Source organism: Lacibacter sp. (genome assembly GCF_057361365.1).
Map to the genome: position 1 here is coordinate 70,706 of NZ_JBMQSG010000015.1, position 26,560 is coordinate 97,265.

Annotated in this window: 27 protein-coding genes; 16 read left to right on the forward strand and 11 right to left on the reverse strand. The window is 40.1% G+C overall.

Going from position 1 to position 26,560, the window contains the following annotated elements; all coding sequences use genetic code 11:
- Positions 1 to 316: 316 nt before the first annotated feature.
- Complete coding sequence (locus tag ACO1QW_RS14075) at positions 317 to 637, reverse strand: carboxypeptidase-like regulatory domain-containing protein (RefSeq protein WP_486259550.1); 321 nt, start codon at positions 635 to 637, stop codon at positions 317 to 319.
- 151 nt (positions 638 to 788) lie between these two features.
- Between ACO1QW_RS14075 and ACO1QW_RS14080 the strand changes: the two genes are divergently transcribed.
- The gene (locus ACO1QW_RS14080; RefSeq protein ID WP_486259552.1) at positions 789 to 974 is read left to right on the forward strand and encodes a hypothetical protein; all 186 of its coding nucleotides are present in this window, start codon (positions 789 to 791) and stop codon (positions 972 to 974) included.
- Between the two features lie 51 nt (positions 975 to 1,025).
- On the opposite strand, the gene ACO1QW_RS14085 is transcribed toward ACO1QW_RS14080, so the two are convergent.
- Positions 1,026 to 2,348 carry a DUF418 domain-containing protein gene (locus tag ACO1QW_RS14085; RefSeq protein ID WP_486259554.1) on the reverse strand — a complete coding sequence of 441 codons (1,323 nt, stop codon included), beginning with the start codon at positions 2,346 to 2,348 and terminating at the stop codon, positions 1,026 to 1,028.
- A gap of 32 nt (positions 2,349 to 2,380) precedes the next feature.
- On the reverse strand, positions 2,381 to 3,841 hold the full coding sequence (locus tag ACO1QW_RS14090) for a DUF418 domain-containing protein (protein ID WP_486259555.1): 1,461 nt from the start codon (positions 3,839 to 3,841) through the stop codon (positions 2,381 to 2,383).
- 155 nt (positions 3,842 to 3,996) lie between these two features.
- Between ACO1QW_RS14090 and ACO1QW_RS14095 the strand changes: the two genes are divergently transcribed.
- From ACO1QW_RS14095 to ACO1QW_RS14105, 3 genes are all read left to right on the forward strand, one after another.
- Positions 3,997 to 4,494, forward strand: coding sequence for a DinB family protein (locus tag ACO1QW_RS14095; protein WP_486259557.1), 498 nt, complete (start codon positions 3,997 to 3,999; stop codon positions 4,492 to 4,494).
- A gap of 72 nt (positions 4,495 to 4,566) precedes the next feature.
- Positions 4,567 to 4,920, forward strand: a complete 354-nt coding sequence (locus ACO1QW_RS14100) for a VOC family protein (protein WP_486259559.1) — start codon at positions 4,567 to 4,569, stop codon at positions 4,918 to 4,920.
- A gap of 170 nt (positions 4,921 to 5,090) precedes the next feature.
- Positions 5,091 to 6,467, forward strand: a complete 1,377-nt coding sequence (locus ACO1QW_RS14105) for a DUF418 domain-containing protein (protein ID WP_486259561.1) — start codon at positions 5,091 to 5,093, stop codon at positions 6,465 to 6,467.
- Between the two features lie 8 nt (positions 6,468 to 6,475).
- On the opposite strand, the gene ACO1QW_RS14110 is transcribed toward ACO1QW_RS14105, so the two are convergent.
- Complete coding sequence (locus tag ACO1QW_RS14110) at positions 6,476 to 7,204, reverse strand: EcsC family protein (protein ID WP_486259563.1); 729 nt, start codon at positions 7,202 to 7,204, stop codon at positions 6,476 to 6,478.
- 15 nt (positions 7,205 to 7,219) lie between these two features.
- Positions 7,220 to 7,753: a DsrE family protein gene (locus ACO1QW_RS14115; RefSeq protein WP_486259565.1), complete on the reverse strand. Its 534-nt coding sequence runs from the start codon at positions 7,751 to 7,753 to the stop codon at positions 7,220 to 7,222.
- Between the two features lie 169 nt (positions 7,754 to 7,922).
- On the opposite strand from ACO1QW_RS14115, the gene ACO1QW_RS14120 reads away from it, so the two are divergent.
- Positions 7,923 to 8,594: a Crp/Fnr family transcriptional regulator gene (locus ACO1QW_RS14120; RefSeq protein WP_486259566.1), complete on the forward strand. Its 672-nt coding sequence runs from the start codon at positions 7,923 to 7,925 to the stop codon at positions 8,592 to 8,594.
- Positions 8,595 to 8,660: 66 nt separating this feature from the next.
- Here ACO1QW_RS14120 and ACO1QW_RS14125 read toward each other — a convergent pair whose 3' ends face one another.
- Positions 8,661 to 9,905 carry a PQQ-dependent sugar dehydrogenase gene (locus ACO1QW_RS14125; protein ID WP_486259567.1) on the reverse strand — a complete coding sequence of 415 codons (1,245 nt, stop codon included), beginning with the start codon at positions 9,903 to 9,905 and terminating at the stop codon, positions 8,661 to 8,663.
- Between the two features lie 125 nt (positions 9,906 to 10,030).
- Between ACO1QW_RS14125 and ACO1QW_RS14130 the strand changes: the two genes are divergently transcribed.
- From ACO1QW_RS14130 to ACO1QW_RS14140, 3 genes are read left to right on the forward strand one after another with little or no spacing between them, the layout of a single operon-like run.
- Positions 10,031 to 10,747, forward strand: coding sequence for an SDR family oxidoreductase (locus ACO1QW_RS14130; RefSeq protein ID WP_486259569.1), 717 nt, complete (start codon positions 10,031 to 10,033; stop codon positions 10,745 to 10,747).
- A 14-nt stretch (positions 10,748 to 10,761) separates the two neighbouring features.
- A complete protein-coding gene (locus ACO1QW_RS14135) occupies positions 10,762 to 12,036 on the forward strand; it encodes an aminotransferase class V-fold PLP-dependent enzyme (protein WP_486259571.1) in 1,275 nt (424 codons plus the stop codon).
- A 36-nt stretch (positions 12,037 to 12,072) separates the two neighbouring features.
- A complete protein-coding gene (locus ACO1QW_RS14140) occupies positions 12,073 to 12,870 on the forward strand; it encodes an NIPSNAP family protein (RefSeq protein WP_486259572.1) in 798 nt (265 codons plus the stop codon).
- A 49-nt stretch (positions 12,871 to 12,919) separates the two neighbouring features.
- On the opposite strand, the gene ACO1QW_RS14145 is transcribed toward ACO1QW_RS14140, so the two are convergent.
- Positions 12,920 to 13,372, reverse strand: coding sequence for a hypothetical protein (locus tag ACO1QW_RS14145; RefSeq protein ID WP_486259574.1), 453 nt, complete (start codon positions 13,370 to 13,372; stop codon positions 12,920 to 12,922).
- A 106-nt stretch (positions 13,373 to 13,478) separates the two neighbouring features.
- Positions 13,479 to 14,783: a hypothetical protein gene (locus ACO1QW_RS14150; protein ID WP_486259576.1), complete on the reverse strand. Its 1,305-nt coding sequence runs from the start codon at positions 14,781 to 14,783 to the stop codon at positions 13,479 to 13,481.
- A 371-nt stretch (positions 14,784 to 15,154) separates the two neighbouring features.
- On the opposite strand from ACO1QW_RS14150, the gene ACO1QW_RS14155 reads away from it, so the two are divergent.
- The 5 genes from ACO1QW_RS14155 (at position 15,155) to ACO1QW_RS14175 (ending at position 19,877) form a co-directional block, all read left to right on the forward strand.
- Positions 15,155 to 15,862 carry a hypothetical protein gene (locus tag ACO1QW_RS14155; RefSeq protein ID WP_486259577.1) on the forward strand — a complete coding sequence of 236 codons (708 nt, stop codon included), beginning with the start codon at positions 15,155 to 15,157 and terminating at the stop codon, positions 15,860 to 15,862.
- A gap of 212 nt (positions 15,863 to 16,074) precedes the next feature.
- Positions 16,075 to 17,388 (forward strand): TIR domain-containing protein, encoded by a 1,314-nt coding sequence (locus ACO1QW_RS14160; protein ID WP_486259579.1) that lies wholly within the window; start codon positions 16,075 to 16,077, stop codon positions 17,386 to 17,388.
- Between the two features lie 26 nt (positions 17,389 to 17,414).
- The gene (locus ACO1QW_RS14165) at positions 17,415 to 18,287 is read left to right on the forward strand and encodes a hypothetical protein (RefSeq protein WP_486259581.1); all 873 of its coding nucleotides are present in this window, start codon (positions 17,415 to 17,417) and stop codon (positions 18,285 to 18,287) included.
- 262 nt (positions 18,288 to 18,549) lie between these two features.
- Positions 18,550 to 19,350, forward strand: coding sequence for a hypothetical protein (locus tag ACO1QW_RS14170; protein WP_486259583.1), 801 nt, complete (start codon positions 18,550 to 18,552; stop codon positions 19,348 to 19,350).
- A 71-nt stretch (positions 19,351 to 19,421) separates the two neighbouring features.
- Complete coding sequence (locus ACO1QW_RS14175) at positions 19,422 to 19,877, forward strand: TonB-dependent receptor plug domain-containing protein (RefSeq protein WP_486259585.1); 456 nt, start codon at positions 19,422 to 19,424, stop codon at positions 19,875 to 19,877.
- A 50-nt stretch (positions 19,878 to 19,927) separates the two neighbouring features.
- Here the strand turns inward: ACO1QW_RS14175 and ACO1QW_RS14180 are convergent, their stop codons facing one another.
- The 3 genes from ACO1QW_RS14180 to pta form a co-directional block, all read right to left on the reverse strand.
- Positions 19,928 to 20,353: a hypothetical protein gene (locus ACO1QW_RS14180; protein ID WP_486259587.1), complete on the reverse strand. Its 426-nt coding sequence runs from the start codon at positions 20,351 to 20,353 to the stop codon at positions 19,928 to 19,930.
- A 231-nt stretch (positions 20,354 to 20,584) separates the two neighbouring features.
- Positions 20,585 to 21,796 carry an acetate/propionate family kinase gene (locus ACO1QW_RS14185; RefSeq protein ID WP_486259589.1) on the reverse strand — a complete coding sequence of 404 codons (1,212 nt, stop codon included), beginning with the start codon at positions 21,794 to 21,796 and terminating at the stop codon, positions 20,585 to 20,587.
- Positions 21,797 to 21,799: 3 nt separating this feature from the next.
- The gene (gene pta, locus ACO1QW_RS14190) at positions 21,800 to 23,887 is read right to left on the reverse strand and encodes a phosphate acetyltransferase (RefSeq protein ID WP_486259591.1); all 2,088 of its coding nucleotides are present in this window, start codon (positions 23,885 to 23,887) and stop codon (positions 21,800 to 21,802) included.
- Between the two features lie 396 nt (positions 23,888 to 24,283).
- On the opposite strand from pta, the gene ACO1QW_RS14195 reads away from it, so the two are divergent.
- From ACO1QW_RS14195 to ACO1QW_RS14205, 3 genes are all read left to right on the forward strand, one after another.
- Positions 24,284 to 24,619, forward strand: a complete 336-nt coding sequence (locus ACO1QW_RS14195) for a four-helix bundle copper-binding protein (protein WP_486259593.1) — start codon at positions 24,284 to 24,286, stop codon at positions 24,617 to 24,619.
- Positions 24,620 to 24,712: 93 nt separating this feature from the next.
- On the forward strand, positions 24,713 to 25,540 hold the full coding sequence (locus tag ACO1QW_RS14200) for a helix-turn-helix domain-containing protein (protein ID WP_486259595.1): 828 nt from the start codon (positions 24,713 to 24,715) through the stop codon (positions 25,538 to 25,540).
- 61 nt (positions 25,541 to 25,601) lie between these two features.
- Positions 25,602 to 26,504 carry a hypothetical protein gene (locus ACO1QW_RS14205; RefSeq protein ID WP_486259597.1) on the forward strand — a complete coding sequence of 301 codons (903 nt, stop codon included), beginning with the start codon at positions 25,602 to 25,604 and terminating at the stop codon, positions 26,502 to 26,504.
- The last annotated feature ends 56 nt before the right edge of the window (positions 26,505 to 26,560 follow it).

A 26,560-nucleotide genomic window follows, 5' to 3' on the forward strand; every position in this document is an offset into this window, starting at 1 on the left:
AAGAGTACGGTTGTAATTGCATGCATCATTGTAAGCGATGCGGAAACAAAAGTAGAATGCATTTCCGGCGAATCATAATAAACAGGGCTAGTAAAACTACGCTGACAGGTTAAACCGCTGAGTTACATGCCACTAACTTTTCCACAGAAATTATGTCAGGGATATTTACGTAAGCATTGAAATACAATACTGTTCTCCGTTAGACTGGAAAGAAAATTGTTGATTACCATATCTTTAGTTACATAGAAGATATGTGGAATCAATTGGTCGATTTTTTAGTTACGGCCATTTACTTTACTTCATAAATAGCTAATTCCTATTTCATGATGAGTTGAATTTCGCCCACGTTTGTCACTTCGCCCTGCTTTACGGGTATGTTGGAGAGAAGTTTATGTTGATAAGGAGGAATGGCTTCAATGATGAGTTGATAAGTGCCGGGTTTAAGATCGGGCAAAACAAATTTTCCTCCCACAATATTGCTTTTGATGCTGTCTTTATCTAGAATGGCGATAGCGCTGAATGCATTTTCTATTGGCAACACTGTTCCTTTTATGGAGCCTGCGTGTTGAAACACAAATGCTGATAAAAGCATAACAGCGATCAGCATGAATGAAAAGCCCAAATATTTTGCTTTCATATTATAGGAGTTTAAGGTTATAAACGATTAACTCCATAGGTGAAACAATCATCATGCCACCTGGAAAGATGTTCATAACTGCATGCCGGAATATTTAATACAGCATTGGTTACGAGTAAAATATATTCACTGATTCTTTTATTTTTAGTGCATGGAACAAGCTTACATTATTGCCCGCTTAAAAGAAATAACAATGCCTGAATTGCTTGATGCACTTGCCGAAGCACACGCAGGAAGGCGCATTGATATTTATGAACATCTCGATCCTACGCTCATCGACAAAACAACCGATACTATCTGGGAATTTATAGAAGCTGTAAAGCAACTGAAAAAGTAATATATCATTTGCAGTTGCTTTAATAGTAGTTGTGTTAATAAATGCTGTTGATTACCTTTTCATTGGTTGCAGTTGCCAGTAGGTTAATGAACGCCATAGCCATTCAAACGGCCCAAAGCGGAAATACTTCAACCATATAGTAGAAAAAATAAGTTGAAACAGCCATACAGAAAATACAACGTAGTACAGTTCGTAAAAATTCAATTTGTTATACCATGCAAACCCATAGCCATAAAAAAACCATGTACAAATGATCGATTGCATAAGGTAATTGGTGAAAGCAAGTTGCCCCACATTTGCCAATGCTCTCATTAACCATGGAACAATATTACTCCTGAAAATGACCATCAGCAAACTCGCATGGCCTAACGATAATAACACTCTTCGAACATCATAAAGCAAGGTATGTGTCACATAGTACTGATCGGCGTAGAGCCCCACATTTCTTGCTTCTTCCAGGCTGGCTTTAAAAACTAACCAACTGATGGGGATACCAATTCCATAACCAATAAGTAACCACATGCCATAAGTAGATGTAGAAAGTTTATTGCTAAAAAATCCCCACCCGAATAAAGCCATACCAATAAACATCATTGTTAAACCATCCCAAAACCATTGGTGATATAAACCCCATGTTTCACTGTCAGCATTTTTTGGAATCCAGTATTGGTAAATGGTAAGATATCCAGATCGCATTGTGCGCAGGTTACGATTGGTGAATGAAGTATCCGGCTTTCGTCTTTTCTCCATTTCTGTCCATTCTTCCTTTGCGGCTTGCTGTTCGTCACTTAATTGTTTACCTGTTTTGCCAGCTGCTACTGCTTCGTTGTAAGCTTTCCTCTTGTCAGTTATTTCATTCCAGTTCAACTGGTTTTTAAACATTGTTACCGCCATGCAAAAGAAACCCAGCAACAACAACCATTTGGGATTTGTGTTGCGGAACACATACAGCATCATACCACACATACCATAGTAAAACAAAATATCACCAAACCAAAGCAAAACAAATGCATTGAACACACCGAATAAAACGAGCCACAATAATCTCCTGTAATAGTATTCAGTAACGGTAGGGCCTGCCGCTGTATCTTTTTTATTGAGTGTAAACAAGATCATACCCGCACCAAAGAGCATCGAAAAAAGTCCACGCATAGTGCCTTCAAAAAATGTAGCGATTGCTGCAAAAGCATAATAGTCTTTTGTGTTTTCTGGGCCCGTCATGATCCTGTGCCATGCATCCCAGTTAATACCAAAGCCGGGAATGTTCATGAGTAAAATGCCGAGTAAGGCAAAGCCACGAATCATATCCACTGTTTTTATACGGTCAGCTTGCTGTACCGGTTTTAAGTGATTGTCGGCTGAATATGTTTGCATGAAGTAGAATTTGAGTTGTTTCTGAATAATGGTTATAATGCTTGCAGGTTTTCTTTTCTGTTCTTAAAACGTTTACGATAGACAAGGCTTCGCCATAACCATTCAACGGGGCCGTATTCATAAAACCTTAACCAGAATACAGAGAAAACCATTTGTACGATCCATACTTCAACCACAAAAAAGTAAAGTTGTGCTTGCGTTAATCTTCCAAAATAACCAAACCCATAACCATAAAAGAAAAGTGTGCAGATGATGGTTTGCATAAAATAATTGGTGAATGCAAGCCGCCCCGTTGCTGCAAATGCATGCCATAACCACTGCAATATTTTCATTCTTAGAAGGAGCATGATCACACTCGCATAACCTAATGCAAGGGCTAATCTTTCAATGGGAAAGAATTGCATAGGAGAGAAGGGCTTTTTGCCCAGGTATCTGATATAATCAAGATGCTTACTCTGTTGGAGATCGAGACGCCACCATCCTAAAAATATTCCGAAAGCAATGCCAATAACAGCAAGCAATACATAAGTGCTTGTAGAAAACCTGTTGCTGAAAAAACCAAAGCCAAAGAGTGCCATACCTAGCAGCATCATAGAACTAATGTCCCAAATGCCAATCCTGTAAAGCCATGCCGCTTCTTTTCCTTGTGCACGCTGGTAAAGATGTTCCCAAACTTTTTTATAATTGCCCCACATTGCTGTTTTTTCACCTTTCTCCGGGCCTTTCGTTGAATCATATTTCAATCCTTTTACTACTCCTTCCCATCTTGATTTATCTCTTTCCTGGATAGTAGTAAGTTTCGTTTTTTCTTTAAACAATGAATCTTGTTTTGCCAATTCCGCTTTCGACATTCCTGATAAACTGTCTTTAATATGATTGGCAGCGCTGTCTTTTTTGTTTTTCTTTTCAATTACCTCGATGGCTTGAAATTTTCTGTATGCTTTATGATCATCGGCATAAAACCAATACATTTTTCCGCAGTAAATAAGTGTTGCAATAACAGCTGCTATCAGCAAACCTTTCTTGCTCATCCTGAAGAAAGGGAATAGCAGGATACCCATCACTCCATATTGAAAAAGAATATCACCGGGCCATAAAAAAAGAAATGCATTGATCACCCCAAACCCCATTAGCCACATTTGCCGGCGTATATATAATTCCTGTGTTGAAGGCAAACCGGGCTGGTTGGGCTTTTGCATATAAAGCACTATGCCGGCACCAAACACCAGCGAAAAAAGTGCACGCATTTTACCTTCGAAAAGCAACAGGACTGAAGCAAATAAATTGAAATTAAAACCCTTGCCCAACAAACGCAACCTTGTTTGTTCGTTATTACTAAAACCACCGAACTCCCAGATGCTGATGAGTAAAATGCCAAGGAGAGCAATGCCTCTGATAACATCCAATGAAAAAAGCCTGTCCTGGGTTGAGTTGTTTGTAGCGGGAGAGGGAACAGCATGATCCTGTTCCATGTCAACAGAATTGTTCGACATACGCAGATTTTGGGTGATGAAATGAGGGAATAGATAAACTTAGAAATTAGAATCGGTAAATGCAAGCGGTATTTTTTGCTGTTACAGGCGCTTAATCGATAGGGCGTGCAAGTATTGCTTTAAGCAACGTAGATTTGTTTCTCAAAATTTACATTATGGATAATGCAGCTACACAATTGAACCTCGTAATAAAAATGGCCATCAGTGCCTGGGAATCGCAAAACAAACAGTTGAATAAATTACTGGATACTTTAACTGATGAACAACTGCAAAATGAAATAGCTCCGGGACGTAATACCGGCACTTATCTTTTAGGTCATCTGATTGCGGTAAGTGATGCCTTGTTCCCTCTCTTCGGCTTTAGTGAACGTATGTACCCCGAGTTAGACGAGGCGTTTATTAAGAATCCGGATAAATCAGGATTTGCAATGCCAACGGTTGCGGAGTTAAGAGAAAAGTTGCAGGCTGTGAATGCGAAGCTCACCACGGTGTTTGATACAACTGATGCTGAAGAATGGCTCGACAGGCATACAGCTGTTTCGCCGGAAGATTTTGCAAACGAACCGCACCGCAACAAATTAAATGTGCTGATGAACAGAACAGGGCACATGGCGAATCATCTTGGACAAATGTTGTTATTGAAACATAAATGATAGAAACAAAACAGCCCCTTGTATTTGCATGGGCTGTTTTGTTTTACCGTTATCTTTATACAAATACACTCCATGAAATTTCTTTCCCTGCAGCCATTTGTTCCTTCAGGAAGTAAGTTTGCCGAATCAAAGGCATTTTTCCAGGAAATTGGTTTTAAACTGGCTTGGGATATGGGAGATTATGCCGGTTTCGAAAACAATGGCTTTCAGTTTATTCTCCAGAAGTACGACGATAAAGCATTTGCCGAAAACTTTATGCTGAGCGTGGGCGTAGAAAATGCAGATGCCTTTCGTGCATTTGTTCTTGAAAAAGAATTGCCACAGAAATATGGTATTCGCATTGGCGAAGTATCCAATCAACCTTATGGTCGTGAAGTAAACGTTATTGATCTTGCAGGCGTATGCTGGCATTTTGTTCAGCAATAATTTATTCCCGTATTTAATTTCTTTTCTCAACACTCACTAAGTGTAATCATTCATTTAATGCATTATTTAGTTGTTGTGCAATTGTTATATGCAATGAATAAATATATTTATGCGTAACCGCATTAAAAACGTACCTGTCCCTGCTGCCTCCACCAATAATAAACCAACCAATGGAGTTTCAGTCCTCATCAACTATACCAGCGCCGGTGCAGCGGGCCAATCGAATTGAATCACTTGATGTATTACGTGGCGCAGCCATATTGGGTATTCTACTTATTAATATTGTCGGCTTTGGTTTATCAACCGGCGGTAATTTCAGCAGCAAACTATTTTCCGATTTGTCCAGCAGCAATTTTGTTGCCTATGCGGCTGTATATGCTTTTTTTGAAGGGAAAATGAGAGCGATGTTTTGCCTGTTATTTGGCGCCGGAATTTTGTTATTCAGCATTAATAAAAAAACGGTTGACGCCAAACGGGTGACATTGTTGTTTTACTTACGTATGAGCTGGCTTGTATTGTTTGGATTATTGCATGCGCATGTACTATTATGGTCAGGTGATGTGCTTTTCTTTTATGGTTTGTTTGGCATGATCGTTTTCCTGCTACGAAATATGAAGCCACGATACATGGTATTAGCCGTACCCTTTGTTACAGTCATTTGGTTTATAGCAGGTACTTTGTTTTATCGTGATGTAAGGGAAAAACGATTTGCATTTAAAGCAGCAGTGAAAGTGCAGCAGGAGGGAAGACAGCTTTCCGTTGTTCAGCAGCAATCAATTGACGAATGGATGGAAGTAGAAAAAACGATGTTGCCAAATGAAGCAGAGGCGCAGGCGAGTGCTGCGAATATGCGTGGCAGCTATGCAAGTGTTGCAGCAGAAGTTCGACCAAAAGCACTGAAAGCAGAAACCAGTTATCTTTTAGTTGAAATGGCCGATAATATTGCTTTGATGTTATTGGGCATGGCTTTGCTGAAATGGGGATTCTTCAATGGGAAATGGACGGGACGTCAATACAAGTTGATGATGATTATTGGTTATGCCGTTTCACTGCCTGTTACTGCTTATGAATTATGGTATATGGCAAACTATACCTCTTCTATACCTGCCATTATTAAACATATGGAGCAAACGCCCATTCCGTGGAAGAGTTTGTTATATCCAATACAACGCATATGCATGGTGCTGGCCCATTGTGCAGCGCTGATGCTGCTGATAAGGTCGGGATATTTAAAAGCAATAACAAAATGTTTACAGGCAGTTGGACAAATGGCGCTCAGCAATTATCTTATGCAAACGTTATTATGCAGCTTATTTTTCTTTGGATATGGTTTTGGTTTTTACAATAAGCTGGAGATACATCAACTATACTATGTTGTTGCAGCTGTTTTAGTGTTGCAATGGATCTTTAGCCAGCTTTGGTTAAAGCATTTTAAATTCGGCCCTGTAGAATGGCTATGGCGATCGTTAACGTATAAGCAAGTGAAACTAAATTTTCCCCGCTGGTTTGTTACAAGATTCCCTTCATTGAGAATGATGAATAAATGATGATGTCGTTATTTAAACAAACGCATGCGATAAGCATTCATAGCTGTTGTGCCCAGTTTTTTCAGTAAACGATAATTAACGATGAGGCCAACCGGAGCACCAATAAGTGGAATTAATTGCGCCATTTTAGCCAAATCAATATAGTCCCTGTATTCCTGTTGAAAGTTGCGCCAGTCGAATTGATTGATGTCGTCAGGAAGTTCAAGCCGCTTCAATTCCCAATCCGTCATCTTCAGATACACTGTTTTACGATGTGCGTGACTTGAAAATGCAAGTTCAAAAATATGGAGCAGGTACACACGCTCTTTATAATCCTTTACATCAAAACCGTACAAGCTGGCAATATCAAAAAGTAATTTCATTTTAATACCGATCAGCACAGGAAAATCTGCCAGGCCCAATAGTATTCCTCCTGCACCTGCAATACCACCTTCAACTGCAGCGGTTTTTTTATAAGTTTCGATTTTCTTTTCAATAGCCAGTTCTCTTTCCTGCAAACCTGCATCTGCCAGAGGTTTAGAGGTAGTTAGTTTGGCACCAAACAATACACCCTTTATTAGTTGCTTGATAGTTGCGGTAATGGCTACATGAATTTTCTCAGGTATCCAGGTGTTGATCTTTGTTTGTACACCTTTCGACAAGTTATTCAGCAAAGAGGGTTTACGCAACATTTGTTGTTGCCATTTCCTTAGTTCAAGTTTTGCTGCATTATTGTAGATATCATCACTTGTTAGCATATCTGTATGTTGTTGTCAGAATTTGATCATCGTATAGCCATTCAGTTGATAAGTGCTGATGGCCGTTAATCCTGAACTTGCAATTTTTGTGCCCGGCATTAATTCTTCTTCTTTTGTATTTCGCTTGATCATGGTTTGGCCACATACATAAAATTCTACGCCTGCATCAGTTAGTTCTTTTATGAGTTGACGGTTGGGATTATCAACTTTAAAGTATTTTTTATACAGCTCATCGCCAAATACCGCATAAGTGGCGCCTTTACGGAGCACTACCACCATCTTAATGTTTTTTTGTGGCACGGCTTCTGCTGCATGCAGGTTCACCAATGTGGCAATGGCTTCGAGATAAATATTGAGTGAATCAGGCTTCGGTGTGTTTTCAGTAAGTTCAACAATAATCTTGTATTCCATTGCAGGATCTGGTTTGTGATCGGCAGTTGGAATTTCGAAGACTGTGCCATAAGATTTAATAATGGGATTGACTTTGTTTTGAGCAAACGTACATGCTGTAAGCATCATCAAAAAAATACTGAGCAGATAAGGTTTCATTTTTTTCTTTTAAAGTAAACAAATAGATGGGTGTGTGAGTAGAAAAAAACATAAGCGGTTTGTTTTCCTTACAGAAACATAGTTTGCATTAATAAAAAAAAGGATATATTTTAATGCACGAAACGATCTGTGACGGTAAATAATTTTCTTTATCCCTTAATGTAACGTTATGATCAATACAGATGTTTTACTGGCATGGGGTGCCGCCTATAAGAAAATAATACCTGGAGAAATTCTTTTTAAAGAAGGAACCGCCTGTAACTTTTATTACCAGCTTGCAAGTGGTCAAATGCGATGGGTGAATGTAGATGAAAGCGGGAAAGAGTATTTACAGTTGGTCATCTTACCCGGTCAGTGTGTGGGTGAACTAGGCTTGTTCGATAATGGTTTATTTGCTGCCACCGCCATTGCCGATAAAGAATGTTTGCTGCTTCGCCTGCATAAACAGGATTTTCAACAGTTACTGCTGGCTCATCACGATATTCATTTTCAATTCACGGAACTATTGGTAAAGCGGCTGCGGTTTAAGTTTCACTTACTAAAGTCGCTCGACAATCACGAACCTGAAAAAATTATTCTCTCCTTTATCAATTACCTGCAACAAACCGGCGAACATCTTTGCAGCGTTTGCAGGAAAATCAACTTAACAAGAAAGCAAATTGCTGAAATGACTTGTTTGCGTGTAGAAACAGTTATTCGTGTAATGCGCAGGTTAGAATCGAAACAAATAGTGCGTATCGATAAAGGCAAAGTATATATTGGTAATGCCGCCAGTTGTGGAAAAGCTTCCTGCATTTCACAGGCAAACGAAGTGGAAGGAAGTGTATTTGCGGTATCGTAACGAAACCTTATAAATAAAAAGCCCGGCAAAAACTGCCGGGCTTTTTATTTTAAAACAGAAGCGCTTTTATTGCTTGCTGATTTTATAAATACTGCCGCCATCAGTAACAGCATAGAGCATATCATTAAAATAAGCAACATCACGAAAACGTTCGCCTTTATCAGCAAGCAGACGTTCTTCGCCCACTACCTTATTGTCTTTAATGATCAGTCGTGCAATATGTGAACTGCTTAAACCACCAATGAAGAGGTTGTTTTCCCATTCAGGAATTGCTTTGCCTTTGTAAAAAGCCATACCGCTGGGAGAAAGAACAGGATCCCAATAATAAATAGGTTGTTCCATTCCTGCTTTTTGCTGAATAGCATCACCAATTTTTTCACCACTATATTCAAGACCATAAGTGATGGTCGGCCAACCGTAATCTTTTCCGGGTTTAATAATATTTAATTCATCACCACCACGGGGGCCGAATTCTGCTTCCCATAATTCCCCTGTTACAGGATGTATATCCAGGCTCTGCACATTACGGTTTCCGTAAGAATAAATCTCCGGCATTACCCCGCTTTGATTCAGGAATGGATTGCCGGGAGCAGGTTTACCATCGGTTGTAATTTTAAAAATCTTTCCAAGGCCGGAAGATAATTTCTGAGCCTGCACTCTTCCATCGAGGTTTGAACGTTCACCTGTACTTACAAACATGTTACCATCTTTATCAAATACAATACGTGAACCATAATGCAATGTGCTACCTGCAAGTGCAGGAGTAGCACGAAAGATCACTGTAACATTTTCAACCTTACCTGCAGCTTCGTTTAGTTTTCCTTTTGCAACAGCCATCAGGTTGCCCACATCATATTTTTCTGAAAACGACCAATAGATCATATTATTTGTGCTGAAAGAAGGATCGAGTGCCACATCAAGCAAACCACCTTGTCCGCCTGCATCTACTGCAGGTAATCCTTCGATCTTTTTTACCAATGCTCCGTTAGCGTCGAATATCTGTAAGAAACCACCACGCTTATCGGTCACCAATAAACGACCATCAGGCATCGGGGTAATAGCCCATGGGCGGCCAATACGTTCAGCAATCTTTTCTGCTTTGTAAGCAGTAGTTGTTTTAACGCCGCCAATTCTTGTTTGACCAGGAAAAGCTGGTTTGTAATTGGTGTTTGCTGCTTTTGTTTCTACCGGCGGAAGTTTTGTAGTATCACCGTTAGCTAGATTGGCAGCCGGCGTTGATTTGTCAACACAAGCTGCGGTATAACCGCCCAACACAAAAACAGAAGTATAGAAAAAGAATTTTGCCCGCATGGAATTTGATTTAGATGAATGTTAAATGTAAAGAAACTCTGCAAACAAGCATGGCTTCAATTTTATTGCCAAACTTTGCTGTAGAAGAATGTTGTAATTTCAAAGCAAAACAAAACTAAACAAAAATGAATTTGATAGACGGGAAAGTAGCTTATATAACCGGTGGTACGAAAGGCATCGGGTACGGCATCGCCAGGGCATTATTAGAAAAGGGAATGAAAGTAGCCATCACTGGTCGTTCACTTGAAGCAGGTGTAAAAGCAGCAAAAGAATTAAGTGATGATCCGTCAAATATATTGGCATTACAATCAGATGTAAGTTCACTTGAGTCGGAACAAAAAGCAATAGCAGCAACCATTGCCCACTTTGGAAAACTTGATCTGCTGGTGGCAAATGCGGGAGTTGGTCATTTTGCATCCATTGAAACATTGAGCGAAGAACTTTGGAAAGAAACCATCGATACAAACCTTACCGGTGTATTTAATAGTGTGAAAGCAAGCATTGATGCGTTAAAACAAACCAAGGGATACATTGTAACGATTGCCAGTCTTGCAGGCACTAACTTTTTTGAAAATGCATCAGCCTACAATGCCAGTAAATTTGGATTGGTTGGATTTACACAGGCAGTGATGCTGGATTTGCGCAAGTACGGCATTAAAGTGACCACCATTATGCCCGGCAGTGTGGCAACCTATTTCAACAATCACACACCTAATGATGCAGATGCCTGGAAAATACAACCCGAAGATATTGGTGAACTGGTGGTTGATATTCTGCAAATGAATCCACGTACGTTGCCAAGTAAAATAGAAGTAAGGCCCAGTATGCCGCCAACGAAATAAACAAAGCCATCATCATGACACATGACCGGAAAGATTTCTTACGAATAGCAGGAACTGGATTGCTTGCTGCAGGGTTGCCTGCTGTTGTAATGGCGAATGATGATGTGTTGATCGATGGTAAAGATTTTATTGCTGAAGGTGATGCTGCAGATGAAAAGTATTGGAAGAAGATGGCAAAGAAATATTATGATGTTGCCGATGATCATATTAATCTTGAAAATGGTTTTTACGGTATTCAGCCAAAGCCTGTGTTACAGGCCTTTCAACAAAATGTTGCGAAAGCAAATAAGCAAGCTGCAAGATTTGCCCGTAAAGATTACCCGGCTATTGCTGCTGCTGTCAAAAAGGAAGTGGCAACATTTTTAGGTGCCAGTGATGAAGAGATCATCATTACACGCAATGCAACAGAAGCATTAAATATCGCTATACAGGGTTACCCGTTTAAACCAGGAGATGAAGTGATCTTAAATCAACTCGATTATTTCAGCATGATTGAAACATTCCGCATGCTGGAGAAAAGAGGGGAGATCGTTGTAAAGGAATTTGAGATGCCTTTACATCCTGCAAGTGAAGAAGAGATTGTTGAATTATACCGTAAACAGATCACGCCTAAAACAAAAGTGATTCTGTTAACTCATGTATCAAATATCAACGGGCTCATTGTTCCCGTTGGGAAAATTGCAGCAATGGCTAAAGAGAAAGGTGTTGATGTGATGACCGATTCGGCACATGCACTCGGACAAATTAAATTCAACGTAAAAGAATTGAATTCAGATTTTGTTGGCATGAACCTGCACAAGTGGATCGGCAATCCTGTTGGTGCGGGCATTCTTTATGTAAAGAAAGAACGCATCAGAGAAATGAAAGCATTGTTTGGTGATACTAGTGCTGCCGAAACAAGCATCAACAAGCTGGCGCATTTTGGTACTACACCTTTCGCCGTCATCATGACCATACCCACAAGCCTGGCATTTCAGCAACAGTTGGGTATTGAGCGTGTTTCTGCACGATTGCATTATCTCAAAAGCAGTTGGGTGAATGAACTAAAAGAACATCCGAATGTTGAAGTAGTGGTGCCTGCTGAATTTTCATGTGCCATTGCATCGTTTCGCATAAAAAATAAAACTGCAGCAGAAGTAGCTGACTATTTATTTAAGCAGCATAAGATATTTACAGTAGCCCGTACACTTGGTAAAGATGGTTGCGTGCGTGTAACACCTGCGGTATATAATTCTATTGAGGATATCAGGAAATTTGTTACTGCTGTAAAAGCCTGTGCTGCCTCTTGAATGAACACCACATCATTGATATTAAAAAATTGTAGTATGAAAAAATGGTTAGTCGGTACCGGTAGTTTAAGATCAGCCCTCATCGCCTTTGTTTGTTTCCTGTCCCTTGGCCGGGCAGAAGCTTTAGACAGAACTTATTACCAGCTCACAGTTTACTCTTATGCAACAGTGGAACAGGAGCAGCTGCTTGACAACTACCTGCAATCGGCTTTGTTGCCAGCTTTACATAAACAGCAAATAAAACAGGTAGGTGTATTTAAAGCCATCAGTAATGATACTGCGGCTGTAAAGAAATTATATGTACTTATTCCATTTAAAGCACTGGAACAAATAATGACTGTTACTTCAAAATTGCAAAAGGATAAGGAATACCTGGCGAAAGGAGCAAGTTATCTCGATGCAGTTTACAATGCAGCACCGTACGCAAGAATGGAAACAATTTTGTTACATGCTTTTTCATTAGCACCAGCATTGGAAACGCCACAATTGAAATCGCCAAAGAAAGAACGGGTGTATGAACTACGCAGTTACGAAAGTGCAACAGAAAAGATATTCCAGAACAAAGTACATATGTTCAACGAAGGCGATGAAATTGGTTTGTTCAAACGGTTAAACTTTAATGCTGTTTTTTATGGAGAAGTGATAGCTGGTGCTAAGATGCCTAACCTCATGTACATGACCAGCTTTGAAAACAAAGCCGACCGTGATGCACATTGGAAGAGTTTTGGTGAGGATGCCCAATGGAAAAAACTATCGGCCATACCGGAGTATAAAAACAATGTCTCGCATATTGATATCATGTTTCTTCGGCCCACCGACTATTCAGATTACTGATAAAAAAAAGTCCGGCAATTGCTCTGCCGGACTTTTTTGTTATTTACATTTAACCTTTACCGTTCTTTTTTTCCTTCTTTACTTTTTCCTCTTTTTCTTTCTTCTCTTTCTGTTTGTCTTTTACTTTATCATCCTTGTCTTTTACCTTTTCTTTCATTTTGTTTTTCCCGTTATTTTTCATGCCTGCCCAGTCTTTTGCTTTGTCCTGTCCTATAAGATTATGAATTTCATCAACACGGCGTTTATTCAAGACTTGCATTTGTTCCCGTTTTTGTTCCTGTGTAAGTGCGTCATTTTTTGAAATAGCCTTGTGTTCATCTTTATAACGGTCATTGATGTCTTTCACCTGTTGGCTCTGGTTATCGGCAAGGTCTAGATCACGTATCATTTCTTTTTGTTCCTGCTTGATGCGTTTCTTCTCTTTTTTGTAATCAGTATCCTGAGCCATAGCTGTTATGGTGATGAACAGGAATGATAAACTGAACATGGTTAATTCCTTCATAAAATGTTGTTTAATGTGAGCGATTAATTCTGCTGTTATAACTGGCAGAATAGATGATAGCATTTAAACTCTTTCAAGAATTGTGCCTGCTGTTAAAAATATCCTGTTACTCTCTCACCAATTGACCACTGAACTGGCAGTTGTTGAAAGTAGCTTTTCCCAAAAACTTCATAGCATCAGTTTTACCATAGTAACGCAAGATGCAGTTGTTGAACGCCACTTTTTCATTGTTGCTGTTAAGCAATATTTGTCGGCCGATCTTGTTAGGATATACAAAATGAAATGTACTGTTGCTGATGTTCACTGGAATTTGAGTGCTGATGTTTCCAATGCTGCCTAAACTCTCTGCAAAAATGTTGCTGATGTTTGTGCTGTACCAGCCTGCTTGTGAAATATCAAACAAACGAATACATCTGCCTGCAATATTTCCACCATCAATAGTATAACTGCCAGCTTGTGCTTTTCCATACTTGCCTGCAACATATAGCGTGTGAATGCTTCCCCAACTATAAATGCCACGGATCACATTTCCTTTTTCCTGCGCTTGTCCCGTAGCAAAACCAACCTTTGCATTACCGCAACGTATGTTTTCAAACAAAAGAATATCGGCGTTTACAGTTTTACCATTTGGACTGATAGAGTAGTTGATGGTGAAGTTGCCCACATTCATATCGTGTATTTTAACACCGGTTGAACCACTTTGATTTTTACTTCCGTCATAATCGATCACGAGGCCTGCATAAGACGGACTACATTTTCCATTCACATCATTAAATTGTTCAAAAGGAACATTGTAATAAACCGAATCAGCATCGGCCGGTGCTTTAAACATGCCGGTGATTGTAAGATGATCAATCTCTGTTCCTTTATTGAGTTGAAGACCCAAGGCAAAACCATCGGGGGCCGTGTATTGCAAGGTTGTGCCTGCGCCGCTATCCCAAAACGATGATTCACCATAAATATGAATAGTGCAACCTGTGTATTGTTCTTTGTAGATGCTTGCAACCATTAACGGTTTGCTGAACGCATACACGCCACGTGGAATAAAAAAGTTGCGGAGTGTGCTGCCGTTGGCCAATACGGTATTGATCCCTTTTTGTAATACGCCAGCATTATCTTTTACAGATCCTGCACCAAACCATTTTGCACTGAATACATTGTTATAAGTGCCCTCAGGCGATACCGTTAGTGTACTGTCGAAGATCCATTGTGTGTAAGCCGCATCAATAATGCCGCCTTTGATGCTGCCCGTGCCACTGATCTTGCCTTTACTGCCGAATTTAAGAATGGCTCCTTTGGGAATGTTCCAGGTATTGTTGATGGTTGTGTCTTTGTTGATATAAATATCCTGTGCGTGTAATGGGGATGCAAACAGGAATAACAATGGAGCGAACAGTACAGATAAATTCATAAATGCCGGTTGTTTCATAAAGGATGAGGTAATGGCTGTAAAAGTAAGAAAGGGAATGTTAAGACCGCCGGGCCACAAAGACGCCAAGGCAGAAAGAGCACAAAAAATAGTTCTGTGTGCATCCGTGTAATCAGTGAGCAACCCCTGCACTAATCTTTTGTGCCTCTGTTTCTTTGCGCTCTTTGCGTGAAGCGAACGCTCAGCTCCTGAAAAACCGTTAAAACACCCTCTCCTCCAAATCCCATCGTGTTTATATTGCCGTAGCAGGTAAGGGGTTAGTGCGTCGTTAGTGCGTCAGTTAACGCAGTAACAACACAGCAACTGCAGCCTGCAACCGAAGCAGATACATGCTGCTAACTAAGCAACTGCCTATGGCCAAACAAATTGCCAATTTTATTAAAGGACGTATCAACAACCTGGTGTTTTACCAGTTGGGTGATAATTATGTGGCGAGAAGCCTGCCTGCACAAATGCCCCAAACAGAAGCCACCAAGGCACGAAGCCGCAATTTTGGAATGGCTGCTGCTGCAGGCCGCATACTCCGCAGTTACTGGCAAGGGTTATTGCCCAACCCCAAAGATAAAAACATGCAAAGCTGTTTTTCAGGGGCTATTGCCAAATGGCTGGCACAAACAAGTGTGCAGGAATTGCCGCCACAGGAGAACCTGCCTTTTATCAGTGGCTTTTCTTTTACAACTGAAACAAATTTAGGCGAGCGTTTACGGGTGCCCCTTACTGTTAGCACAACAGATAGCGGACTTAGTATTGCTTTGCCTGCTTTTGTACCCATGCAATGCATAAGAGCACCTGTACGTATGGTTGCCGTGGAATTAGTTGTTGGCACTGCTGCCTGTGGTTTACAGCAAAGAGAATACAGGGGAGGGGCACTGGCACAACTGCAGCTACCCTTTACCGATACGGTGCAACCTGGCCAACAACTATTGCTTGAACTACCACTAACTAAAGGCAGACTCGTAGTAACGGCAGCGGCAATACGGTATATACTGGCCGATGGAAAAGTGGAACAACGGGCTGCGTTTTTACCGGCGGGAGTGGTGGATGCCAGGTGGATGAAATAAGAGAACTGAAACAAGAAAAAGATCCAAAGCAGAAATGCATTGCGAACCGTGTGCAAACGTTTAATAAACATTTGCACACAGTTAGTGGCTTTAGCGGATTGTACTAACAACAATACAAAATGTATAATACTAATTTGTTGGTTTACAAGCTTTGTGTTTTGAAAGATGTTGCGTATAATAGCAGAAATATATGTGTTAGCAGCAATTTTATTATGTCTCTACAAACTCAAAAAAATTTTCTTGACAAACTCGCCCAATATGAGACCGAGAATAGCTCAATTGAAGGGGCATATATAAGACATAATCATTTCTCTGGAGAAGGTTTAAAGGACGGAGAAAGGCTTTTGATTGAAAAACAAACCTTCACGAAAAAGAAATTAAGGAATATTACTTTTGACTTCATTCACTTTAAAGATTGTGAATTTATCGATTGTCAAATTTACGACATAAACTCTTGGGGAGCCATTTACGAAAATTGCGTTTTTACTCATTCCACTTTAAGTAAAGCTGGATTTTACGAATGCGATATCATTAACTGCAGTTTTAATGGTTGCATGGCAAATTATTTTCTCTTTTCGGATACATCATTAAGCGATGTACAATTCAATTATTGCGGTGAGTTATTAGAATTTTATTTTGGTGGGACAGCTGCATCAAATGTCAGTTTCAGGAACTCACATATTGCTCATTCAAGGTTCGAACCTAATCTAACGGGTGAAGAAAAAAGTAATTACATATTTGACAGTTCCTTGGTTACAAGCTGTTACTTTGATAATAACAATTTAAGCAAGAGCTTCTTTACTAATTGTGCCTTAAACAAAAGCATCTTTGCAAACTGTTATTTATCTTCTTCAACTTTCTCCTCCGATAATATTACTGAAAATAATGAGTTTGCCTCTATCGATTTCCACACGATAAATCAAAGTGACCGATTGAATGAAGACACTCTTAGAAAAGTATTTGGCATAGTTGAAGCTGACGTCAAATCGTTCACCTTAGGATTAAGTAACGAGGTTGTCTTGCAAAGTGTTTTCATTTCCTACAGCTTTAAAGACAAATTGTTTGCAAACCGCTTGAACGAAGCATTAAGATCGAAAGGCGTACTTACTTTTCTATGGGAGAAAGATGCTCCTGGCGGGAGACCTCTTAAGCGAATTATGATGGAGAACGTTAAGAGTTTCGACAGGTTGTTATTTATCGCATCAACTAATTCAATTAAAAGCCGGGCTTGCCAATTTGAGCTAAGCGAAGGACGCAAAAAGCAAGACGTAAATTGGACAACAGTTTTCTTTCCAATTCACATAGATAGCTACCTATTCGAAGTTCAAAAAGATGATGTGAGACCAAGAGAAAAACAAAATGAGTATTGGAAAAACATTTGTGAGTTAAAAGAAATAAACTCAATAGATTTTTCTGATTTTAATTCTGACAAGTTTGACGCAACTGAGTTCGATAAAGCTGTATCAATATTAAGAAACAACTTGATTGAAAGAAAAAAAGCTGCTAACATCGGCTTTGTTCAATAGCGGCTCGACGTTCTTAATCCAAGCATTTGAATGAATATTTTACTTTAGTAATCGTTTCGGTAGACAGTACGCTGTTACCGCTACTGCACAAAGCCGTTAACCGTTACAAGCCATTTAATTCAGCAGTGAAACTACTATCAACAACGACATTAATTTTTATTCTGTTTTCCTGTCAGACACAATCTAGAAAGCTGAACAGCAAAATTCAGACTGTAGAATTTCACTACATAATGTGGGCCTGTGAGTGTGCCAATTGGGCGACACTTGACGACATAAATAAATATCAAGACACAGGCAAACTTTCCGACCATTGCGTATTTGTTGAGCCAGCCGACAGTTCATTAGTTTTACCAGATACATTAGGTTACAGCAGCGACATAGTACAATTCACAGGACAGTATTACGTTGACAAAGGTTATCCAAACGAGTATGTAAAAGGTGAACAACAGGTAGACAAAGCCAAAGTATTCAGATACACTTCATTTAAAATTATAAAGAGTAATTACAGACAAAATTTAGCCGACCAAATTGACAGTACGAAATATTTGGTTGACAAAGGACCTTTGAACGGACAGACAGAAACTCTTGATGTTTCTTATGCTGCAATTATGTGTACTTGTCCTCAATGGTTTGAGACAAAATATGCAAATGACACTTTCAGTATAAACGAGTTTTATCTTGAACCAGCAAACGACAAATTAATTGCAGCGAATAAACTTTACGATGGAACCAACATTCCTTTACGCATTTCTGTGACAGGACAATTTTATTCAAAGAATGGTTTTCCTGCAAACTATTTTTCAACAAAGGGTGACCCAGAACCAGCAAGAGTATTTCGGTATGACAAAATAAAAATAATTCAAAATGGTAGCGGGGCGACACAAAAAAACGGCTTGTAACATTGGGTTTGCTGCTATGCTGACTGACGAATAAATCCTCATCTTTTTGTTTTCTATCAGCAGCAGTTCGGTCAGACGTAATTCTATTCGGCTTTAGTTCTTAACTTCAACATCAGTAATAATATCAGGCTTCAGTTCGGGCTAGACGTTATAACTCAAACATCACAAATCATCAACGTTCTTCGGTTGGCCGGGGCGGACACAGCATCTATTCCGTACAGACACAAATACCCTGGGCGTTCGGTATAATTAAATTGACACTATGAAACTCAGGCATATCTCTTTGGTTTTTATCCTTCTTTTTTCAGCTTCTTTTATTGTGATAAAACCTTTATATCGGACAAATTCAGGCGACGATTGTCAAGAAATCATTGACTCGGCAACGGTGTTCATAAATACAAACGAATATGCTATAAATACCAAACCGACAATCAGAGACCGGCAAAGAAATCTCAAGCTTGACAATTGGTTACGAACATTGTCATTTAAAAAACTTTTGTGTTTGTTAGACAACGAAAGTGTTTCTCTTAAAGTATTAGGGTTTGTGTATGCTGCTAATTCTAATGGAGATAGTTTGATGAAAAGTTACTCATACTTATTGACAGATACAACCACTGTGCAGTTTATTGCGACAGATGGAAATGCCAGCCCTAAGATGAAACTTGGCGAACTTCTATCAACAATGACACAGAAGATTAAAGATGATAAAGACAATTTTTCAAAAAGACCTGAAATTGAAAACTTGGTGTCGAAATTCATAAAGCAATATTCTACTTATCCCGAAACCTACAAACCAATTTCTTTTCCATATTTCTCTGTCTCTTCAGGCAATGAAGGAATTTCTGGATTTAATATTCGGCATGAATATGAGATAAAAAACAACGAGGCGAAAACTGAACGAGTAGTAAATGCATTTATTCTTGACAGGAGTTTGAGGATAAATGTCATCGAAAAAGACAGTAGTTCTTATATTTCATCTTATCCACCAAAATTGGAATATTGGTTGAAAGAATTTGCACGAAAACTAACGAAGGCCGACAGTGCAGCATTGAGAGTACGATGAACTAACCCACTTTCTTTAACGCTCCTCTAACAGCATCTTTTCGTAACTTATAGTAACAAAAAACGTGGGTTATGAAAACGAAGATGATGCTATTGATATTATTGTTGTGTACTGCTTTTGTACAGGCACAACGTTACAATGGCCAGCAAACAATTACAAAAGAAGAACAACTGAACGAGCAATATTGTACCGGTATGTTTAAGAGTGCACACGGTACTGTTTTCGATTTTACCGATGAGGTTACTGCACAGGGATTCACCAATGTGCTTTACTGGTTGCAGGGTCGTGTTGCCGGTTTAAATGTATATACTTCAGGAACAGGAACGGCAGTGCCGGTTATCCGTAATCAACGTGCAACAGTGTTTCTCGATGAAATGCCGGTTCAGCTGTCAACTGTTAACATGCTTTCTGTTGCCGACATTGCCATGATCAAGATCATTAAAGGGCCATTTGGAGGTAACATGATTTATGGTAGTGGCGGAGCCGTTGCCATTTATACATTCGAAGGCGAAGAAGAAGAAGAGTGATCTGTTGGCCTAGCCCACCACGTGAGCATATAACCCTTCAGGCAAAAAATTTATTCACTTTTTTTTCGCTTGCAAATGATCAGCTCCTGGTTGTTTTTGTCTGATAGTTCAGTGGGTGTTAAACCAGCAGGTGCAATCACTAGCTTCAGCGAATCTCCTTTCAACTCATAACCAACGCTCACAGGATTTGTATTGACCGGGGTATCCAGCGGCAGAATGGTCACTAATTTAAGATGGCCGGTAGTGTCAAGCTTAAACGAATACTTCACCTGCTTACTGTTTTCGTCGATAAACGTAATCGTATCTCCGCTGAAGATGTATTGAAAAGTGACATCTTTTTTAATGCCGTTTAGGCTTTCTGTTTGCGCTAGCCATATTCCCTGTATGTTTGCCTCATCGGTAGATGTTGATGCATCTTTGGCAACATCACAAGACAAAATACAAACCAGAATAAGTGTGGTGAAGAAGGTTTTCATACAATTCAGTTACTGTATTTAATTAATGTATTGTGAAGTACGCTGCAAATAACATTATGTTACAAATGAATCGAAATTAAAATCTTGTAAATAGGGGGCGTCCGGGACATTCGCTCATGCGCTCATACCCTCACGTTACTTCATATCCAGCTGTTCACACAAGTTTTGCTTTTTTTGTTTTGCTGGCTTATTTTAAAGAAGAGGCCGAACCATGGGGTCATCTTTCTTGTGTTAAGACTTCTTCACCAACTCCGATACTTCTTTTGCAATCTGCCATTCTTCATTGGTAGGCACGATCAATATTTTTACTTTGCTTGCTGCTGTTTGTAGTCCAACAGGTACATCAGTATGATTCTTTTCAAAGTTCAGTTCTTCATCAAGCTCAATGCCTAATCCATCCAGATTTTTACAAGCATAGCTGCGTGTAAGAACAGAATTTTCACCAAGCCCTGCAGTAAAGATCAATGCATCCACACCATTGAGTGCGGCCATGTATGCACCAATGTATTTGCGAATACGATAACCATACAGTTCAAACGTAAGTTTGGCATTACTGTCACCTGCTTCATACTTTGCTGCCACATCACGTGCATCGCTGCTACCTGATAAACCCAGCATGCCACTTTCTTTGTACAGGATATTTTTTACTTTATCCAACGGCATCTTCATTTCTTCCACCATGTGAAAAATAACTGAAGGATCAATATCACCACTGCGTGTACCCATCACCAATCCGCACAATGGTCCAAAGCCAAGACTTGTATCAACGCTATTTCCGTTCTCATCAATCGCCGCCATGCTGCTTCCATTACCAAGATGAATGGTAATCGCTTTCAGTTTGTCATTCTGCAAATATTTTTTTGCTTCGTTGTACACATACTTATGGCTGGTGCCATGAAAACCATACACACGTATTTTATCTTCAGTATAAAACTTTTCAGGGATGGCATAACGGAAAGCATGTTCAGGAAGTGTTTGATGAAATGCCGTATCGAACACCGCCACCTGCACTGCTTTCGGAAAGAATTTTTCAGCAGCTTCCACACCAATTAAATTGGCAGGGTTGTGCAATGGTGCCAAAGGGATTAATGCACGGATGGTATCTTTTACTTCAGGTGTGATCACTTGCGTATCGGAAAATTTTTCACCACCATGTACAATGCGATGCCCAACAGCAGTAATGGCTTCAGGCGATGCGATCACCGCATCTTCTTTATCCGTCAATAGTTCTGTAATAAGTTCAAACGCAACATTATGATCAGGAAGATCCTGCTCAACAACTTTTTCTTTTGATGTTCCGTTTTTCGTGAACTGGTGTTTTACCCTGCTGCCTGCAATGCCAATACGTTCTGCAAGACCTTTTGCTAAAACTGTTTTATCATCTGTTTCTATCAGCTGGTATTTCATGGATGAACTACCGGCATTGATCACTAATATCTGCATAGCTTATTTGTTCGTTGATTGAATAGCTGTAATCACTACAGTATTATAAATGTCTTCAATAGTAGCACCACGGCTCAGATCGTTGATCGGTTTATTTAAACCTTGTAACATTGGTCCAACTGCCAACGCACCTGTTTCACGTTGCACGGCTTTGTAGGTATTGTTGCCGGTGTTAAGATCGGGGAAGATGAGTACATTGGCTTGACCTGCAACTTCAGAGCCCGGCATTTTACTTCGACCAACAACAGGATCAACTGCTGCATCGTATTGAATAGGACCTTCCACTAAAATATCAGGCCGACGTTCTTTTACAAGTTTTGTTGCAGCACGCACTTTCTCTACTTCTTCACCTGTTCCTGATGAGCCCGATGAATAGGAGAGCATTGCTACTCGTGGAGTATCAATACCAAATGTTCTTGCTGAATCAGCTGATGAGATTGCGATCTCTGCAAGTTGTTCTGCAGTAGGATTTGGAACAATGGCACAATCGCCATACAACACAACCCTGTCGGGCAATAACATAAAGAACACAGATGACACAGTATTGAAACCCTGTCTTGTTTTCACAAACTGCAATGCAGGTTTAATGGTATGTGCAGTTGTATGTGCAGCACCTGATACCATGCCATCTGCATCGCCTTGGTACACCATCATCGTTCCGTAATAGGATGAGTCGGTCATAAGATCGGCAGCTGCATTCAATTCCATTCCTTTTGATTTACGGAGTTCGTACAACGTGGTATAATACTGTTCGTATTTCTTACTGTTGAGCGGATCAACGATCTGTATGCGTTCATCATCCCAATACAAACCCAGTTCTTTTACTTTCAGTTTCACTTCATCTGCTTTACCCAATAACGTGAGGTGAGCGATCCGGTCTTTTGCAAGACGTGAAGCTGCTTTTAAAATCCGCTCATCTTCACTTTCGGGTAACACAATATGCTTCTGTGCTTTTTTTGCCTTCACCAGTAAATTATGCTGGAACATGATGGGTGTGATGGCTTCTGATTTTACAGAGTTGATTCTTTCACTCAATGCATCGGTATCAACAGATGATTCAAAAATTTCAATCGCCAGTCTGATTTTATATTCATTTCCAGCATAGATCTTTGGTTGTATGTTGGCAATGCGTGATGCCGTTTCAAAAGTGCCCGTACTTACTGCTAATACAGGAAGTGTTTGTTGTGTGCCATCCATCAGGTTTACGACAGAGCGTTCAGGTAAAAAACCACCTGTTAATACAAGACCCGCCACACGAGGATAGTTGGGCGACATATTTGCCAGCATGGTGCCAATCACAAGATCAGATCTGTCGCCGGGCATCACCGCTACGCAATCAGGAGAAATGCGGTTGAGATAGTTGGCCAGCTGCATACCACCAATGATGGAATTGCGGGCAATTGTATCGAGCTTATCGTTGCCAAATAACACATGCGCTTTTAATTCGTCGGCAATTTCTTTCATCGTAGGATGACCTAATTCCTCACTATTGGGAATCAGCGCCACGATCAGGTCTTTCGGTAGTCTTGCTTTGAGCGCTTTCTCTGCTTTTACAACATCCTTGGTGCAGCGGCTTACAAATACGCCGATGATCTTGATGTTTTTCGCAATAAAGGAATGCAATTGCAATTGCACATGTTCCACTAATTCATCACAGGAATCGAAATTATCCTTGATCACCAGCAGCGCAGGCATACCCAGTGAAGTGGCGAGTGATGCATTGAAGTCTACTTCAAATACAGAGGTCTCTTCATTGAAGTCGCTGCCCTCCACCAGTACAAAATCAAATCGTTCTTCCAGTTTCTTGTATTTTTCAATGATCTCATCGTACACATAATTGATGCGGCCCTGGTTGCGCAACTCATTCAATTCACTTCTCGAAAAAGCATAGGCTTCTTCGTATTCCATGGGAATTTTGAAGTGCGAAAGAACAGCGTCGATATGATTATCCTTTTCTTCTTTGTCTTCAACCACTGGTTTAAAGAAAGCTACTTTAGGCGTGGTGCGTTGCAGCATTTGCATAAGCCCGAGGCTGATGATGGATTTGCCGCTTTGGTTAGATGGTGTGATGATATAAACCGATCGATTCATAAAGTAAAAATTAGGTGAATACAGCTAATAAACCGCCTTTTACGGGTAGATTTATTTGATGCTGCAAATTTATTACCGTTGGGCAGGCGAGAAAATGGAATAGACTGTTTGAAAAACTGATTATTATCATGTTTCAGGAGGTTGCAATGCATTAAGGCCGATTAAAAAATTGAAAACGATAACCACACGAAAGCTGGCACCTGCCTTTATGCTGTGGGTTTAGAATACAAAATGTCTTTATTGCTCTCGATGGGGATTTTCTTGCCGGCTATTAATCTATCATGCCTGTTCGCTTCTATATTCTTCCTGTAAACCAGAATTCTCAAGCTGGAACATTTGTTGTGGCAATCAAGGTTTATTTGAATCGCTATTTTTTAATTGATTAAAGAAGAAGTTATGACAACAGGTTATCACACACACCAGGCTTGTATAGATGCATGTTTGCAATGCGCAGCAATTTGTAATCATTGCGCTTCATCCTGTACACAGGAAGAAGATGTAAAAATGATGGCGACATGTATTCAACTCGATATGGAATGCGCAGCCCTTTGCTATGCAGCCGCACAACTGATGAGTTTAGGCAGTACAAAAGCAATGGCAGTCTGCAAGATCTGCGCAGACATTTGTGAAGAATGCGCTGCTGAATGTTCACAACATCACACCGAACATTGTAAAGAATGTGCGGATATGTGTAAACGCTGCGCAGAGGAATGCAGGAAGATGGCTGCATAATATCATAACATAAGTCAAAGGTCACTATGCGGCATTAAATCAAGTGTGTGGTTTAAGTGATAAAAAGTTTGCGTAACTTTCTTTTACATCTGCATGCAAACGAAATTTTACATACCGCATCCCTTACTGCAGGAATTTGTACAATGCATTATGCTGGTGCACGCAGAAGTTGATCCCGATGCCGGGCCGGTATTATGTCCTTATCCACCCACCCCTCAAAATTCATTGTTCTTTTATATCAATGATCGTATAAAAGTGCAACAGGAAGGAAGCGATACGTTCATCATACAACCACGCAGCGTAATTGTAGGGCCACAATTGAATCGTGTTACCATTGATATCAACAAAGATCACAAAGCCGTACGTGTAGGTTTTCATCCCGGCGGATTATATCGCTTACTTGGTTTATCAATGGCCGAAATAATTGATGACAGTTTTGATGCTGCCGATGTTTTCGGCAATGAAATGAATGAACTCAATGAAAAAATGCAGGAAGCAAAAAGTTTTGATGCCATTAAAGATGTGGTGGAACTATTCCTGTTGAAAAAAGCAAAAAGCTTAAAAGAACTTTTACCGTTTGATAAAGCTATGCAGGAGTTATTACGGGTTGAAGGCAATGTATCCATCGAAAAGATTGCATCGATGGCCTGTTTAAGTCTGCGCCAGTTTGAACGGGTGAGTAAGGATCGAATTGGTCTTCCTCCTAAATTATTTTCCAGGATCGTTCGTTTTTCCAAAGCATACAGGTTGAAAGAACAGATGCCGGGCATCAGCTGGACGAAGATCGCCTATGAATGTAATTACTTCGACCAGATGCACCTGATCCGTGACTTTAAACAATTTGCAGGTGTTGCACCGGGCATCATTGAAAAAGAACTGGATGTTACGCCTGTGCGTTTACAGGCGAGTCTTCGTTTATAATGTCGTTTTCATACTATTTATGGTTTTCAGGCATGGCGAGTTTTGCATAAACTTAATTACCATGCAAAAAAGAATTTTCCTGTCGTTGCTGTTATTGGTCTCATTGCTGCAGATTTTACCTGCACAGAACTTTGAAAAGCTGACTGTATACGAAAGCAAAAGTATGCGGGTGTATTACAGTTCAGGTCATGCGCAAAAAGCAGGCATGATTGCACAAAGGGTAGAAAAGGCCATGAACTTTCACGGTCAACTGCTGAGCTTTAAACCGACTGTTACATTGCTGGTATTATCAGCGGCCGACTGGAGTAGTTATACAAAATTTCCTGTGTATGGTATGCCGCATTACAATGATGAGCAAACACTAATTGTAGCAGCAGAAGACAATGCCATGTGGAAAGGTTTTCTTCCGCCACTTGATCAATTACCAACTGAGTTGCGGAAACAAATTGAAACCGTGTATCGTAATGCCGATGGCAACATCAGCATGGAAGCATTTTTTGATCTGCTGGCTTTGCATGAACTCGGTCATGCGTTTCACATTCAAGGCGGGCTCACTATGCAACGCAAATGGATGGGTGAACTGTTCTGCAATATTTTACTGCATACATACATTGCAGAAAATGAACCGGGGCAATTACTTGCCCTCACCGTTTTTCCCCGCATGGTGATCAATAATGGAACAAATGGATTTAAGTTTACCAGCCTGCAGGATGTACATGAACACTACAATGAAATTGGTCAGTTTCACGGTAAGAACTATGGTTGGTACCAATGCCGCTGGCATAAAGCAGCATGCGATATGTATGATGCAGCCGGTACAGAATTGACAGTAAAACTCTGGAAGGCATTCAAACAGCAAAAAGAAAAACTAACCGATGAACAGTTGATCTTATTTCTTGAAACTGCCGGTCATAAAAGTGTTGCCGATATGATCCGTAATTGGGATATAGATACGGTCAGGTAATAAAAACCCAAAACCCAAAAGGCAAAATCAAAAAAGCAAAAGTCAGGGTACACAGT

Excerpts from the sequence above, each read along its gene's own strand:
- ACO1QW_RS14075 (WP_486259550.1), bottom strand. The coding sequence starts at position 637 with ATGAAAGCAAAATATTTGGGCTTTTCATTCATGCTGATCGCTGTTATG.
- ACO1QW_RS14080 (WP_486259552.1), top strand. The coding sequence starts at position 789 with ATGGAACAAGCTTACATTATTGCCCGCTTAAAAGAAATAACAATGCCT.
- ACO1QW_RS14085 (WP_486259554.1), bottom strand. The coding sequence starts at position 2,348 with ATGCAAACATATTCAGCCGACAATCACTTAAAACCGGTACAGCAAGCT.
- ACO1QW_RS14090 (WP_486259555.1), bottom strand. The coding sequence starts at position 3,841 with ATGTCGAACAATTCTGTTGACATGGAACAGGATCATGCTGTTCCCTCT.
- ACO1QW_RS14095 (WP_486259557.1), top strand. The coding sequence starts at position 3,997 with ATGGATAATGCAGCTACACAATTGAACCTCGTAATAAAAATGGCCATC.
- ACO1QW_RS14100 (WP_486259559.1), top strand. The coding sequence starts at position 4,567 with ATGAAATTTCTTTCCCTGCAGCCATTTGTTCCTTCAGGAAGTAAGTTT.
- ACO1QW_RS14105 (WP_486259561.1), top strand. The coding sequence starts at position 5,091 with ATGGAGTTTCAGTCCTCATCAACTATACCAGCGCCGGTGCAGCGGGCC.
- ACO1QW_RS14110 (WP_486259563.1), bottom strand. The coding sequence starts at position 7,204 with ATGCTAACAAGTGATGATATCTACAATAATGCAGCAAAACTTGAACTA.
- ACO1QW_RS14115 (WP_486259565.1), bottom strand. The coding sequence starts at position 7,753 with ATGAAACCTTATCTGCTCAGTATTTTTTTGATGATGCTTACAGCATGT.
- ACO1QW_RS14120 (WP_486259566.1), top strand. The coding sequence starts at position 7,923 with ATGATCAATACAGATGTTTTACTGGCATGGGGTGCCGCCTATAAGAAA.
- ACO1QW_RS14125 (WP_486259567.1), bottom strand. The coding sequence starts at position 9,905 with ATGCGGGCAAAATTCTTTTTCTATACTTCTGTTTTTGTGTTGGGCGGT.
- ACO1QW_RS14130 (WP_486259569.1), top strand. The coding sequence starts at position 10,031 with ATGAATTTGATAGACGGGAAAGTAGCTTATATAACCGGTGGTACGAAA.
- ACO1QW_RS14135 (WP_486259571.1), top strand. The coding sequence starts at position 10,762 with ATGACACATGACCGGAAAGATTTCTTACGAATAGCAGGAACTGGATTG.
- ACO1QW_RS14140 (WP_486259572.1), top strand. The coding sequence starts at position 12,073 with ATGAAAAAATGGTTAGTCGGTACCGGTAGTTTAAGATCAGCCCTCATC.
- ACO1QW_RS14145 (WP_486259574.1), bottom strand. The coding sequence starts at position 13,372 with ATGAAGGAATTAACCATGTTCAGTTTATCATTCCTGTTCATCACCATA.
- ACO1QW_RS14150 (WP_486259576.1), bottom strand. The coding sequence starts at position 14,783 with ATGAATTTATCTGTACTGTTCGCTCCATTGTTATTCCTGTTTGCATCC.
- ACO1QW_RS14155 (WP_486259577.1), top strand. The coding sequence starts at position 15,155 with ATGGCCAAACAAATTGCCAATTTTATTAAAGGACGTATCAACAACCTG.
- ACO1QW_RS14160 (WP_486259579.1), top strand. The coding sequence starts at position 16,075 with ATGTCTCTACAAACTCAAAAAAATTTTCTTGACAAACTCGCCCAATAT.
- ACO1QW_RS14170 (WP_486259583.1), top strand. The coding sequence starts at position 18,550 with ATGAAACTCAGGCATATCTCTTTGGTTTTTATCCTTCTTTTTTCAGCT.
- ACO1QW_RS14175 (WP_486259585.1), top strand. The coding sequence starts at position 19,422 with ATGAAAACGAAGATGATGCTATTGATATTATTGTTGTGTACTGCTTTT.
- ACO1QW_RS14180 (WP_486259587.1), bottom strand. The coding sequence starts at position 20,353 with ATGAAAACCTTCTTCACCACACTTATTCTGGTTTGTATTTTGTCTTGT.
- ACO1QW_RS14185 (WP_486259589.1), bottom strand. The coding sequence starts at position 21,796 with ATGCAGATATTAGTGATCAATGCCGGTAGTTCATCCATGAAATACCAG.
- pta (WP_486259591.1), bottom strand. The coding sequence starts at position 23,887 with ATGAATCGATCGGTTTATATCATCACACCATCTAACCAAAGCGGCAAA.
- ACO1QW_RS14195 (WP_486259593.1), top strand. The coding sequence starts at position 24,284 with ATGACAACAGGTTATCACACACACCAGGCTTGTATAGATGCATGTTTG.
- ACO1QW_RS14200 (WP_486259595.1), top strand. The coding sequence starts at position 24,713 with ATGCAAACGAAATTTTACATACCGCATCCCTTACTGCAGGAATTTGTA.
- ACO1QW_RS14205 (WP_486259597.1), top strand. The coding sequence starts at position 25,602 with ATGCAAAAAAGAATTTTCCTGTCGTTGCTGTTATTGGTCTCATTGCTG.